This is a genomic window from Pseudomonas sp. E1MeOHC2, from assembly GCF_058745025.1.
In genome coordinates, this window is sequence record NZ_CP196675.1 from 647,981 (window position 1) to 661,236 (window position 13,256).

The 13,256-nt window shown below is 61.2% G+C and carries 13 protein-coding genes; 10 read left to right on the top strand and 3 right to left on the bottom strand.

The genetic code is table 11. The features are described 5' to 3' along the window. Nucleotides 1–44: 44 nt before the first annotated feature. Nucleotides 45–890 carry a xanthine dehydrogenase accessory protein XdhC gene (xdhC, locus tag ACSSU5_RS02800; RefSeq protein ID WP_264312252.1) on the top strand — a complete coding sequence of 282 codons (846 nt, stop codon included), beginning with the start codon at nucleotides 45–47 and terminating at the stop codon, nucleotides 888–890. Nucleotides 891–900: 10 nt separating this feature from the next. Continuing rightward, entirely contained in the window at nucleotides 901–2,205 is a 1,305-nt protein-coding gene (gene guaD / locus ACSSU5_RS02805) for a guanine deaminase (RefSeq protein ID WP_492560556.1), read from the top strand. Here guaD and aqpZ read toward each other — a convergent pair. Together aqpZ and ACSSU5_RS02815 are read right to left on the bottom strand one after the other, a co-directional pair. Further along, nucleotides 2,202–2,900: an aquaporin Z gene (aqpZ, locus tag ACSSU5_RS02810; RefSeq protein ID WP_264312250.1), complete on the bottom strand. Its 699-nt coding sequence runs from the start codon at nucleotides 2,898–2,900 to the stop codon at nucleotides 2,202–2,204. The genes guaD and aqpZ overlap by 4 nt on opposite strands. A gap of 247 nt (nucleotides 2,901–3,147) precedes the next feature. After that, nucleotides 3,148–3,903 (bottom strand): GntR family transcriptional regulator, encoded by a 756-nt coding sequence (locus tag ACSSU5_RS02815; RefSeq protein ID WP_492560557.1) that lies wholly within the window; start codon nucleotides 3,901–3,903, stop codon nucleotides 3,148–3,150. Between the two features lie 353 nt (nucleotides 3,904–4,256). Here ACSSU5_RS02815 and ACSSU5_RS02820 point away from each other — a divergent pair, with 353 nt between their 5' ends. After that, entirely contained in the window at nucleotides 4,257–5,606 is a 1,350-nt protein-coding gene (locus ACSSU5_RS02820) for an NCS2 family permease (protein WP_186704050.1), read from the top strand. Nucleotides 5,607–5,791: 185 nt separating this feature from the next. Beyond that, complete coding sequence (locus tag ACSSU5_RS02825) at nucleotides 5,792–6,535, top strand: RHS repeat-associated core domain-containing protein (protein ID WP_492560558.1); 744 nt, start codon at nucleotides 5,792–5,794, stop codon at nucleotides 6,533–6,535. A 60-nt stretch (nucleotides 6,536–6,595) separates the two neighbouring features. On the opposite strand, the gene uraH is transcribed toward ACSSU5_RS02825, so the two are convergent. Continuing rightward, a complete protein-coding gene (gene uraH / locus ACSSU5_RS02830) occupies nucleotides 6,596–6,949 on the bottom strand; it encodes a hydroxyisourate hydrolase (RefSeq protein ID WP_264312247.1) in 354 nt (117 codons plus the stop codon). A 376-nt stretch (nucleotides 6,950–7,325) separates the two neighbouring features. On the opposite strand from uraH, the gene puuE reads away from it, so the two are divergent. The 6 genes from puuE to ACSSU5_RS02860 all read left to right on the top strand — a co-directional run bounded on the left by puuE (nucleotide 7,326) and on the right by ACSSU5_RS02860 (nucleotide 13,140). Continuing rightward, complete coding sequence (puuE, locus tag ACSSU5_RS02835) at nucleotides 7,326–8,252, top strand: allantoinase PuuE (RefSeq protein ID WP_264312246.1); 927 nt, start codon at nucleotides 7,326–7,328, stop codon at nucleotides 8,250–8,252. Then, nucleotides 8,252–8,767 carry a 2-oxo-4-hydroxy-4-carboxy-5-ureidoimidazoline decarboxylase gene (uraD, locus tag ACSSU5_RS02840; protein ID WP_492560559.1) on the top strand — a complete coding sequence of 172 codons (516 nt, stop codon included), beginning with the start codon at nucleotides 8,252–8,254 and terminating at the stop codon, nucleotides 8,765–8,767. Before puuE ends, uraD begins: the two co-directional genes overlap by 1 nt. Nucleotides 8,768–8,825: 58 nt before the next feature. Continuing rightward, the gene (locus tag ACSSU5_RS02845) at nucleotides 8,826–9,329 is read left to right on the top strand and encodes an ureidoglycolate lyase (RefSeq protein WP_027592958.1); all 504 of its coding nucleotides are present in this window, start codon (nucleotides 8,826–8,828) and stop codon (nucleotides 9,327–9,329) included. A 43-nt stretch (nucleotides 9,330–9,372) separates the two neighbouring features. Continuing rightward, nucleotides 9,373–10,692, top strand: coding sequence for a urate hydroxylase PuuD (locus ACSSU5_RS02850; protein WP_264312244.1), 1,320 nt, complete (start codon nucleotides 9,373–9,375; stop codon nucleotides 10,690–10,692). Nucleotides 10,693–10,855: 163 nt separating this feature from the next. After that, nucleotides 10,856–12,211, top strand: coding sequence for a nucleobase:cation symporter-2 family protein (locus tag ACSSU5_RS02855; RefSeq protein ID WP_264312243.1), 1,356 nt, complete (start codon nucleotides 10,856–10,858; stop codon nucleotides 12,209–12,211). Nucleotides 12,212–12,354: 143 nt separating this feature from the next. Further along, the gene (locus ACSSU5_RS02860; protein WP_264312242.1) at nucleotides 12,355–13,140 is read left to right on the top strand and encodes an outer membrane protein OmpK; all 786 of its coding nucleotides are present in this window, start codon (nucleotides 12,355–12,357) and stop codon (nucleotides 13,138–13,140) included. Nucleotides 13,141–13,256: the final 116 nt, after the last annotated feature.

Genomic DNA, 13,256 nt, shown 5'->3' on the forward strand with positions numbered 1-13,256 from the left:
CCGCTCCCACAAGGACAATGTCAGCCTTCAAGAGAGGTTGAATCATGCACCAATGGATCAACGCCCTCGCCGACCACCAGTCCCGTGGCGAACCCTGCGTACTGGTCACCATCATCGAGGAACGCGGCTCCACCCCGCGCAATGCCGGCTCGAAAATGGTCGTCAGCGCCTCGGCACTGTTCGACACCATCGGCGGCGGCCACCTGGAATACAAGGCCTTGCACATCGCCCGGCAGATGCTCGAAGAACAGCGCACCACCCCGCACCTGGAGCGCTTCAGCCTCGGCGCCAGCCTCGGCCAGTGCTGCGGCGGCGTGACCGTGCTGCTGTTCGAACCGATGGCTGCGGTGCAGGCGCAAATCGCGGTGTTCGGTGCAGGCCATGTCGGGCGTGCTCTGGTACCCTTGCTCGCGGCGCTGCCCTGCCGGGTGCGCTGGATCGATTCGCGCGAACAGGAATTCCCCGAGCTCATCCCCCCAGGGGTGACCAAGGTGGTCAACGAGGAGCCGGTCGATGAAGTGGCCGAGCTGCCAGCCGGTTGCTACTGCATCGTCATGACCCACAACCACCAGCTCGACCTGGAACTGACTGCAGCCATTCTCAAGCGCAATGATTTCACCTGGTTCGGCCTGATCGGCTCGAAGACCAAGCGGGCCAAGTTCGAGCACCGCCTGCGCGAGCGCGGCTTTGATGATGCCGTGATGGCGCGCATGCGCTGCCCGATGGGCATTGCCGAGGTCAAGGGCAAGCTGCCGATCGAGATCGCCGTGTCCATCGCCGGGGAAATCATTGCCACCTACAACGCCTGCTTCGGCCAGCACGACGCTGCCGCCAACGCTGGCCCCATTGCCCAGTTGCTGCCGCCCTCCCGGCGCAGCCAAGCCATTTGACGAGCGCTTTATGACCGCAACCCGCAAAGCCTACCGTGCCGCCATCCTGCACAGCATCGCCGACCCGGCCGAGGTCGGCCTGGAGGCCTCCCATGAATACTACGAAGACGGCCTGCTGGTGGTCGACGATGGCCGCATCAGCGCCATCGGCCACGCCAGCGAGCTGCTGCCGACCCTGGAGGCCGGTATCGATGTGGTGCATTACCAGGATGCCCTGATCACCCCAGGCTTCATCGATACCCACATCCACTTCCCGCAGACCGGCATGATCGGCTCCTACGGCGAACAGCTGCTGGACTGGCTCAACACCTACACCTTCCCGTGCGAGAAACAGTTCGCCGACAAGGGCCATGCCGACCAGGTCGCGAAAATCTTCCTCAAGGAACTGCTGCGCAACGGCACCACCACCGCCCTGGTGTTCGGCAGCGTGCACCCGGAATCGGTCAACGCCCTGTTCGAAGAGGCCGAGCGCCTCGACCTGCGGATGATCGCCGGCAAGGTGATGATGGACCGCAATGCCCCTGATTACCTGACGGACACGGCCGAGTCCGGTTACGCCGAAAGCAAGGCACTGATCGAGCGCTGGCACGGCAAGGGCCGCCTGCATTACGCGGTCACCCCACGCTTCGCGCCGACCAGCACCCCGGAGCAACTGACACTGGCCGGCCAGTTGCTCAAGGAGCACCCAGGCGTGTACCTGCACACGCACCTGTCGGAGAACCTCAAGGAAATCGACTGGGTCAAGTCGCTGTTCCCGGAGCAGAAGGGTTACCTGGACGTTTACGACCACTTCGAGCTGCTTGGCGAGCGCTCGGTGTTCGCCCACGGCGTGCACCTGTGCGACGAGGAATGCCAGCGCCTGGCCGAAACCGGCTCGGCCGTGGCCTTCTGCCCGACTTCCAACCTATTTCTGGGCAGCGGCCTGTTCAACCTGCCCCAGGCCGAGCGCTTCAAGGTCAATGTGGGCCTGGGCACCGACGTGGGCGCCGGTACCAGCTTCTCGCTGCTCAACACCCTCAACGAGGCGTACAAGGTCATGCAGCTGCAGGGCGCACGTCTGCACCCGTACAAGTCGCTGTACCTGGCCACCCTCGGCGGCGCCCGCGCGCTGCGCCTGGACGACCGCATCGGCAGCCTGCGCGCCGGTAACGATGCCGACTTCGTGGTGCTCGACTACAAGGCCACGCCGCTATTGGACTACCGTATCCAGCAGTCCAACAGCATTGAAGAGACCCTGTTCGTGCTCACTACCCTGGGCGATGACCGCACCGTGCGCGAAACCTACGCCGCCGGGCGTTGCGTGCACCAGCGCTAAGGCTCTTTCGCCAGGCCCCGGTACAACGCGCCGCCGATCGCAGCCCCGATCAGCGGCGCCAGCCAGAACAGCCACAGCTGCTGCAGGGCCCAGCCACCGACGAACAGTGCCGGCCCCGTGCTACGCGCGGGGTTGACCGAAGTATTGGTCACCGGGATCGAGATCAGGTGGATCAGGGTCAGGGCCAGGCCGATGGCAATCGGCGCGAAGCCTGCTGGCGCACGGGCATCGGTAGCCCCCATGATCACCACCAGGAACATGGCCGTCATCACCACCTCACTGACAAACCCCGCCCCCAGCGAATAACCGCCGGGCGAGTGGTCGGCGTAGCCGTTCGACGCCAACCCCGACGACAGCTCGAAACCGGCCTTGCCACTGGCGATGAGGTAGATCACCGCAGCCGCGAGGATCGCGCCGATCACCTGGGCGATGACATAGGGCAGCAGCTCTTTGGCCGGAAAGCGCCCACCCACCACCAGCCCGAACGAAACGGCAGGGTTGAGATGACAGCCAGAGATATGACCGATGGCGAACGCCATGGTCAGCACAGTGAGACCGAACGCGAAGGCGACACCGAGAACGCCGATGCCGAGCGGGGAACTGGCTGCGAGTACCGCACTGCCACAGCCGCCGAGGACCAGCCAGAAGGTGCCGATCAGTTCGGCCCCCATGCGTTTACCGAGGGACATGCTCATGAATCCTTTCCTCAAGAAGTTGAACGCAACGAATGCGCAAGCCCAACTGCTTGATGAAGGTTTGCTCACAAGAATTTAGCAGACGTTTAGCCAATGGCCAGTAATAACCAAAGGGCCGCATCGCACCCCATCGCAAGCAAGCCAGCTCCCACAGGTATGCACTGCCCTTGAGGCTGGCGTCATTCTGTGGGCGCTGGCTTGCCTGCGATGGGGCGCGAAGCGGCCCCTTGTTCATGCAAACAAACGATCAACCCTTGGCCGAAACCTTGGGCTTTTTCAACAGATGCGAAAACACCGCATGCAGATCGTCCGAGGCACTTTCCTCGTCCAGGTTCAGCTTGCTGTCGATGTGATCCATGTGATGCATCATCAGGCTCACCGCAAGCTCAGCGTCACGCGCTTCGATGGCATCGATCAGTTGCATGTGCTCGTCATACGAACAATGCGAGCGGTTGCCGCTTTCGTACTGGGCGATGATCAGCGAAGTCTGCGACACCAGGCTGCGCTGGAAGCTGACCAGCGGCGCATTACCTGCTGCTTCGGCCAGCTTGAGGTGGAATTCGCCGGAAAGGCGGATGCCCGCACCACGATCGCCACGGGAGAAGCTGTCGCGCTCCTCACGCACCATCTGGCGCAGCTCGTTGAGCTGCTCGAGGGTGGCGTGCTGCACGGCCAGTTCGGTGATAGCGCGTTCGACCATGCGCCGCGAGAAGAACACCTGGCGTGCCTCTTCTACCGTCGGGCTGGCCACCACCGCACCGCGGTTGGGCCGCAACAGCACCACGCTCTCGTGGGCCAGGCGCGACAGGGCGCGGCGGATGATGGTGCGGCTGACGCCAAAGATCTCGCCCAGCGCTTCCTCGCTCAACTTGGTGCCCGGAGCCAGACGCTGTTCGAGGATCGCCTCGAAAATATGTGCGTAGACGATGTCGTCCTGGGTACCGCTGCGCCCGGCCTTGCCAGCGCGCACAGGTTTTTTCAGAGGTTGCAGCTGTTCGTTCATGGGCACTCGAGCACGTGGATCCACCAGTCGGACCTTGACTGTAACGCGTGTCAGAGGGTGGCTGGCAAGTCCTGAAAAAGGGATGAAGGACCAAAGTATGGCGCCATTGTACACAGGCTGAGCCGTTTCTGCAGGTGGCCTTTTACCTATATAGCCGTTGTACGACGCATTGCGCACATAAAATATAAAACATTATTTGCATTCTTTGTACACAAAAGCATAATCCACCGTGCAACTTCCTGACCCATAAGTCAACAAAACGGTCAGGCGTCTGCCTTCCCTCGCGGAGCCGCCAAGTGCATGCGCAGGACAATGGCTCCAAAACAACAAGAAAGACTTGAGGAGTACCCGCTGTGGAAAGCCGCAAATCCGAAGCCCCTACGCTGGATCTCGCCCCACCGCTCGAAACGAGCTGGCTGGAACGGATTTTCAAACTCAAGCAACATGGCAGCACCGTCAAAACCGAAATGATCGCCGGGGTGACCACCTTCATCACCATGGCCTACATCATCTTCGTCAACCCCAACATCATGGCCGACGCCGGCATCGATCACGGCGCGGCATTCGTCGCCACCTGCATCGCCGCCGCGCTGGGCTGCCTGCTGATGGGGCTGTACGCCAACTGGCCGGTGGGCCTGGCGCCGGGCATGGGGCTTAACGCCTTCTTCACCTACACCGTGGTCGGCACCATGGGCTACAACTGGGAAACGGCACTGGGCGCAGTGTTCGTCTCGGGTGTGCTGTTCATGTTCCTGACCTTGTCAAAAGTGCGCGAATGGCTGCTCAACAGCATCCCAGTGAGCCTGCGCCATGCGATGGGGGCCGGCGTCGGATTGTTTCTCGGGCTGATCGGCCTCAAGACTGCTGGCATCATCGTCGACAGCCCGGCCACGCTGATCAAGCTGGGCTCGCTGCATGAACCCGGCCCACTGCTGGCGGCAGTGTGCTTCCTGTCGATTGCCATCCTCAGCTACAAACGGGTATTCGGCGCGATCCTGATCAGCATCATCGGCGTCACCCTGGCCGGTTGGGGCCTGGGCCTGGTGAAATTTGGCGGGGTGATGTCGATGCCGCCAAGCCTGGCGCCCACCTGGATGGCCATGGATGTGGCCGGCGTGTTCAACGTCAGCATGATCAGCGTGGTGCTGGCATTCCTGTTCGTGCACATGTTCGACACTGCTGGCACGCTGATGGGCGTGGCGCAGCGGGCCAACCTGGTGGCAGCGGATGGCCGCATCGAAAACCTGTCGCGGGCATTGAAGGCCGACAGTGCTTCAAGCGTGTTCGGTGCCGTGGTAGGTGTGCCGCCAGTGACCAGCTATGTGGAAAGTGCTGCGGGGGTTGCGGCGGGTGGGCGTACGGGCCTGACTGCAGTCGTGGTCGGCCTGCTATTCGTCGCTGCGATGTTCTTCGCCCCGCTGGCGGGGATGATTCCGGCCTATGCCACCGCCGGTGCGCTGATCTACGTGGCGATGCTGATGATGGGCAGCATGGCGCACATCCACTGGGACGAAGCCACCGACAGCATTCCGGCGATCGTCACGGTGATCATGATGCCGCTGACCTTCTCGGTGGCGGACGGTATTGCCCTGGGCTTCATCACCTATGTAGCGCTGAAGGCGGGTACCGGCAAGTACAAAGAGATCTCGGCCAGCCTGTGGGTGCTGTGCGCGATTTTCATTGCCAAGTTTGTGTTCCTCTGACCTCCACTCGGTCGACAAAGGGCGCTTCGGCGCCCTTCGTTCATCGCTCATTCTCTGCAAATACGCCCCTGTGAGAGCGGCCTTGCCGGGGTGTTCCCACAGCACCGGACTGGTAATTGTACTAGCTGTGAAGTCCTTCGGAGCTTGATACAAACGGCACAGGCGTCATTTCCAGAAGATACCCAATGAACATTATCACTCTGCGCATATGCGCTTACACCCCTTATGGCCACTCAGAGGCAGGCAAAAGCCCGATTGGTTTCAATGGCGAGTTCCGGGATCCGATTTCCGGGTCGTACCCTCTCGGTAAAGGCCACAGGATATTCCGCCCCATGCTGATGAGGTTCTTGAGCCATGACAGTTACAGCCCATTTAGAGAAGGTGGCTTGAATGCTTATGCCTATTGCCTGGGAGACCCAATAAACCTCACCGACCCCGAAGGAAGAAGCCCTTTTTTAAAAGGCGTGTCTAAAACGATGAAGAATATATTCATCACAGGCGATATTCCGGTTGAACAGTTCTCCCCTACACGCAAACAGCTACACGAGCAGGTCGACACGTCTTCCCGATGGGGGCAAGCCACAGCGTCCATCAACAAGGCATTGGGTAGCAACGGGGATAGCAGCATTCCTAGCTGGAAAGCGGACAGCTATATCCAGCGATCACAGAATGCCTCAGCCAGTTTGAGCGCAAACAAGAAAAGCAGTTTGAGCGAGCCGACGCTGTTCTTCGGTTCGAGTTTCGAGTGGGGCCAAGTGGCAGTAGATGCCTGGCAACGCGGTAACACTGAACAGGTGGGGGCTGCAGTGGTGGGGCTCACCTTCAACTCTGCAGGTGGGATCATGGTAGGTGCTGCAGTTCACTCAGACTACAAAACAGGCCGGATACTGTCCGCGCCAACAAATCAACAAACCGCCATTCGCCAATAAAAAAAGCCCGCCAGTGTGAGAGCGGGCCAAAGGACCTACGAAGATTCTTCTAGCGACCAACTAGCTTCCGCGATAGGTCGAATAGCTATACGGCGAGATCAGCAGGGGCACGTGGTAGTGATCTTGCTGCTCGTCGATGCCAAAGCGCAGCACGACAACATCCAAAAACGCCTGGGCCGGCAGTTGCACACCGCGAGCGCGGTAGTAATCGCCAGCGCTGAACTGCAACTGATAAACGCCAGTACGGTAATCGTCACCCTGCAACAACGGCGCATCGACGCGGCCATCGCTGTTGGTCAGGGCGGTGTTCACCAGCTCCAGCTGCTGGCCTTCGACGCGGTACAGCTCGACCTTGATCGAGCTGCCCGGGCAGCCATGCGCGGCATCCAGTACGTGTGTGGTCAAACGTCCCATTGCTTGTCGCCTCTTGTTCAATCTGTGGGCAAAAAATACACGGCCATCATCACGCCAACCGGCCTGCGATGTGCGGGAATGACGTTATTAAGACATTCCATCGCCAAATTGTACACAATTTTTTGAACCCGTCTGTCGCGCCCTTGGCAAAGCCCCTATCCGTCGCAAATACAGGCACCATGCCGACGTCGACGTCATTAGCTGACCAAGCAGGCAGGTTTATTGCAAGGGATTCTCAAGCGACAAAAGGGAAGAAATGCGGAAAAACAGGCTTACAAAAGATTTCAGAAGTTGTATACAATCAGCCCATCCGGTGGTGCGACATACCGACGCGGTCCGCCCACCCCCGCACTAACGCACAAGAAGGAAGACTGCAGTGAGCGCTGACTATCCTCGCGACCTGATCGGTTACGGCAACAACCCACCTCACCCGCAATGGCCGGGCAACGCCCGCATTGCGCTGTCTTTCGTCCTCAATTACGAAGAAGGTGGCGAGCGCAACATCCTGCACGGTGACAAAGAGTCCGAAGCCTTCCTGTCCGAGATGGTCGCCGCCCAGCCGTTGCAGGGCCAGCGCAACATGAGCATGGAGTCGCTGTACGAGTACGGCAGCCGTGCCGGCGTGTGGCGCCTGCTCAAGCTGTTCAAGGACAGCGGCGTACCGCTGACCGTGTTCGCCGTGGCCATGGCCGCCCAGCGCCACCCCGACGTGATCCGCGCCATGGCCGAAGCCGGCCACGAGATCTGCAGCCACGGCTACCGCTGGATCGACTACCAGAACATGGACGAGGCGCAAGAGCGCGAGCACATGCTCGAAGCCATCCGCATCCTCACCGAACTGACCGGCGAGCGCCCGGTGGGCTGGTACACCGGCCGCACCGGCCCGAACACCCGCCGCCTGGTGATGGAGGAAGGTGGCTTCCTCTATGACAGCGACACCTACGACGACGACCTGCCCTATTGGGAGCCGAACAACCCGACCGGCAAGCCGCACCTGGTGATCCCCTACACCCTGGACACCAACGACATGCGCTTCACTCAGGTACAGGGCTTCAACTGCGGCGAGCAGTTCTTCCAGTACCTTAAAGACGCCTTCGATGTGCTGTACGAAGAAGGCGCCGAAGCACCGAAGATGCTTTCCATCGGCCTGCACTGCCGCCTGGTCGGCCGCCCAGCGCGCCTGGCCGCGCTCAAGCGTTTCGTCGACTACGCCAAAAGCCATGACCAGGTCTGGTTCGCCCGTCGCGCGGACATCGCCCGCCACTGGCACACCACCCACCCGTACAAGAAAGAGAACGCCTGATGACCGCCTTCAAGACCCTCAAGCCATCGACCCTGGGCCGTGACGCGTTCGTCGCCACCTTCGCCGACATCTACGAGCACTCGCCGTGGGTCGCTGAAAAAGCTTATGACCTGGGCAACCTGAGCGAACTGGACGAAATCGAGGCACTGCACCAGCGCATGAGCGACATCCTGCTCAGCGCCAACCACGCCGACCAACTGGCCCTGATCAACGCTCACCCGGACCTGGCCGGCAAAGCCGCCATCCAGGGCGAGCTGACCGAATCGAGCACCAACGAGCAGGCCGGCGCCGGTATCCACCAGTGCACCGCCGAAGAGTTCGCCCGTTTCACCGAGCTCAACGACGCCTACAAGGCCAAGTTCCAGTTCCCCTTCATCATGGCCGTGAAGGGCAGCAACCGGCACCAGATCCTCGCCGCTTTCGAAAAACGCATCCACAACGACGCGGATGCCGAATTCAAGGAAGCCTTGGCGCAGATCAACCTGATCGCCCTGTTCCGCCTGCTGCAGCTGTAAAACGCCGCAGCAACGTTAGAGCCTTATCCAGAATAACGAACTTAGAAGAGATAACCGCATGCGCACCCTGATGATCGAGCCCCTGACCAAAGAAGCCTTCGCCCCGTTCGGTGACGTGATCGAAACCGATGGCAGTGACCACTTCATGATCAACAACGGCTCGACCATGCGCTTTCACAAGCTCGCCACGGTCGAAACCGCCGAGCCTGAAGACAAGGCGATCATCAGCATCTTCCGCGCCGACGCGCTGGACATGCCGCTGACCGTACGCATGCTGGAACGCCATCCGCTGGGCAGCCAGGCTTTCATCCCGCTGCTCGGCAACCCCTTTCTGATCGTGGTCGCGCCCGTTGGCGATGCACCTGTATCAGGTTTGGTCCGCGCCTTCCGCAGTAACGGCAGGCAGGGCATCAATTACCATCGCGGCGTCTGGCACCACCCGGTGCTGACGATCGAAAAGCGGGATGATTTCCTGGTGGTTGATCGCAGTGGTTCTGGCAACAACTGCGATGAGCATTACTTCACCGAGGAACAGATGCTGATCCTCAATCCCCACCAATAAGAAAAGGTCGATCATCGTAAGGTGATCGGCAGAGGTACATACTGTGGAAGCACACCTTCACGAATGGCTGAACCTGAGCATTCGCTGGGTTCACATGATCACCGGTGTCGCCTGGATCGGTGCATCGTTTTACTTCGTCTGGCTGGAAAACAACCTGAACCGGAGCAATCCGCGTGACGGGCTGTCGGGTGACCTTTGGGCCATCCACGGCGGTGGTATCTACCACCTTGAAAAGTACAAGCTGGCACCCCCGAAAATGCCCGAGAACCTGCACTGGTTCAAATGGGAAGCCTACTTCACCTGGATGTCCGGTATCGCCCTGCTGTGCGTGGTGTTCTACTGGAACCCGACCCTGTACCTGCTGGCCCCTGGCAGCACCCTGAGCGGTGCCGAGGGCGTGGCCATTGGTATCGGTTCGCTGGTGGCCGGCTGGTTCATCTACGACCTGCTCTGCGACTCGCCGCTGGGCAAGCGCCCGATGCTGCTGGGCGGCGTGCTGTTCGTGCTGATCATCGCTGCCTGCTGGGGCTTCAGCCTGGTATTCAGCGGCCGTGGCGCATACCTGCACACCGGCGCGATCATCGGCACCATCATGGTCGGTAACGTGTTCCGCATCATCATGCCTGCCCAGCGCCAGCTGGTAGCCGCGATCGAAGCCAACACTACCCCCGACCCGCGCCTGCCGGCCAAGGGCCTGCTGCGTTCGCGTCACAACAACTACTTCACCCTGCCGGTGCTGTTCATCATGATCAGCAACCACTTCCCGAGCACCTACGGCAGCCAGTACAACTGGCTGATCCTGGCCGGCATTGCAGTGGCTGCGGTATTGATCCGTCACTACTTCAACACCCGCCATGACAGCGCCAAGTACGCCTGGACCCTGCCCGTCGGCGCCCTGGCGATGATCTGCCTGGCCTACGTCACCGGCCCGAAGCCGATGGCCGTCAGCCCTGAGCAAGCTGCTGCGAAAGTCGAGTACCAGCCGCTGCCCGCCACCGCCGTCGGCGGCAAGACCGCTGCCGAACTGCGCGCCGAGGAAGCCACCAAGGCCGCCGAAGCCCCCGCCGCGGCACCGGCGCAAGCCACTGCCCAGGCAGGCGGCGACAGCTTCGACAAGATCCACAATGTCATCCAGGAACGCTGCACCGTGTGCCACTCGTCCAAACCGACCAGCCCACTGTTCAGCGCCGCCCCTGCCGGTGTGATGTTCGATACCCCGCAGCAGATCCAGGCCCAGGCCGCGCGCATTCAGGCGCAAGCGGTTGCCAGCCAGATCATGCCGCTGGGCAACATCACCCAGATGACCACCGAAGAGCGCAAGCTCGTCGGTGACTGGATCGCCAAAGGCGCCCCGGTCAACTGATGCACCGGGCACACTCCGCTCCCTGTGGGAGCGGGTTTACCCGCGAAGAGGCCGGCATGTCCGGCCTCTGCTTCAAGGCAATACGCAACTAGCAAGCATCGAGCGCCCAGGCCTGCAGCCTGGCGCTTGGATCCGAGAATAAAAACAAAACTCGAGGTGCTGCATGTCCGAGTCACGCATGGCGTACATCCCTGTTGCGCCGCCGCGAGAGCCTCTGCCCCTGTTCCAACTGATCCTGGTTGGCCTGCAACACGTTCTGCTGATGTACGGAGGCGCGATTGCCGTGCCTTTGATCATTGGCCAAGCCGCCGGATTGTCCCGTGAAGAAGTCGCTTTCCTGATCAACGCCGACCTGCTGGTCGCGGGCGTCGCCACTATCATCCAGTCGTTCGGTATCGGCCCGGTAGGGATTCGCATGCCAGTGATGATGGGCGCCAGTTTCGCGGCCGTCGGCAGCATGGTGGCCATGGCCGGCATGCCCGGCGTCGGCTTGCAGGGGATTTTCGGAGCGACCATCGCCGCCGGGTTCTTCGGCATGCTGATCGCGCCGTTCATGTCCAAGGTCGTCCGCTTCTTCCCACCGCTGGTCACCGGTACCGTCATTACCTCGATCGGCCTGTCGCTGTTCCCGGTGGCAGTCAACTGGGCCGGTGGCGGCCATGAGGCAGAAGCCTTCGGCTCGCCCATCTACCTGATGGTCGCAGGCCTGGTACTGGCCGTGATCCTGCTCATCAACCGCTTCATGCGTGGCTTCTGGGTCAACGTGTCGGTGCTGGTGGGCATGGGCCTGGGTTACATCCTGGCCGGCTCCATCGGCATGGTCGACCTGACGGGCCTGAAAGACGCACCGTGGCTGCAAGTGGTCACCCCACTGCACTTCGGCATGCCGACCTTCAGCCTGGCACCGATCCTGTCGATGTGCCTGGTGGTGGTGATCATCTTCGTCGAGTCCACGGGCATGTTCCTGGCCCTGGGCAAGGTAACCGATCGTGAAGTCACCCCAGGCATGCTCCGCCGTGGCCTGCTGTGCGACGCCGGTGCGTCGTTCATCGCCGGGTTCTTCAACACCTTCACCCACTCCTCGTTCGCGCAGAACATCGGCCTGGTGCAGATGACCGGGGTACGCTGCCGCTTCGTCACCATCGTGGCTGGCGCGCTGTTGATCCTGCTCAGCCTGCTGCCCAAGGCAGCCTTCCTGATCGCCTCGATCCCGCCTGCGGTACTGGGCGGCGCGTCCATTGCCATGTTCGGCATGGTCACCGCCACCGGGATCAAGATCCTTCAGGAAGCGGACATCGGCGACCGTCGCAACCAGTTGCTGGTTGCGGTGAGCGTCGGCTTTGGGTTGATCCCAGTGGTGCGCCCGGAGTTCTTCGCACAGATGCCGCAGTGGATGGAACCGATCACCCACAGTGGCATCGCCATGGCCACGGTCAGCGCCCTGGTGTTGAACGTGCTGTTCAACATCTTAGGTGGTGCCGACCGCGCGGCGCATAACGACGCCTGTCACCAGCACTGAGCCAGACGGGGCGGCGCAATGGCCGCCCCTCACTCACACCCGCAGTAACCGCTATACCGTCGGCCCGCCGGAATGGGCCGCTCGGGGCGCCCCTGCGCGCTAAAAAAACCGCCAACAAAAACAATAAGTCCGGGAATCACGACATGAAGCGCATCACCACGTCCCTGTTGTTGGGCAGCAGCCTGCTGGCCACCCTCCCCTCGCATGCAGGCGAATGGCTGCAATGGCACGGCGAAAGCCTGAGCTACCTGTACGGCAAGGACTTCAAGGTCAACCCTGATATCCAGCAGACCATCACGTTCGAGCACGCCAACAAATGGAAGTACGGCGACACCTTCATGTTCGTCGACAAGATTTTCTACAACGGCAAGGCCGACCGCAGCAAAGGCGTGACCACCTACTACGGTGAGTTCAGCCCACGCCTGTCGCTTGGCAAGATGACCGGCCACAAGTTCGAGTTCGGCCCGATCAAGGACGTGCTCATCGCCATGACCTACGAGCGAGGCGAAGGCGACAACGAGGCCTACCTGATCGGACCAGGCTTTGACCTGGCCGTCCCCGGCTTCAACTATTTCACCCTGAACTTCTACCTGCGCAACACCGAGGGCAGCCGCCCTGGGGACAATGTCTGGCAGATTACCCCGGCCTGGTCGTACACCATTCCCGTGGGCAGGTCCGACATCCTCATCGATGGCTACATGGACTGGGTAGTGGACAACGACCAGACCCGCCGTGGCACCTACCACGCCAACCTGCAGTTCAACCCACAGGTCAAATACGACCTGGGCAAAGCCCTGAACCTGGGCGCCAAGCAGTTGTACGTGGGGTTTGAATACAGCTACTGGAAGGACAAGTACGGCATCGACAGCCGCGGCAATGTGGACAGCAACCAGAGCGTCGCAAGCGCCCTGGTCAAAGTCCACTTCTAAGAACCTGACCAAACGCACAAGTTTGTTTCACCACGCTCCAGGACGGAGCACTTGAGGACCGGCGCGCAAGCCAGTAATCTGCGCGCCCCCTCGATCAGGGCAGAACGGATTCTGCC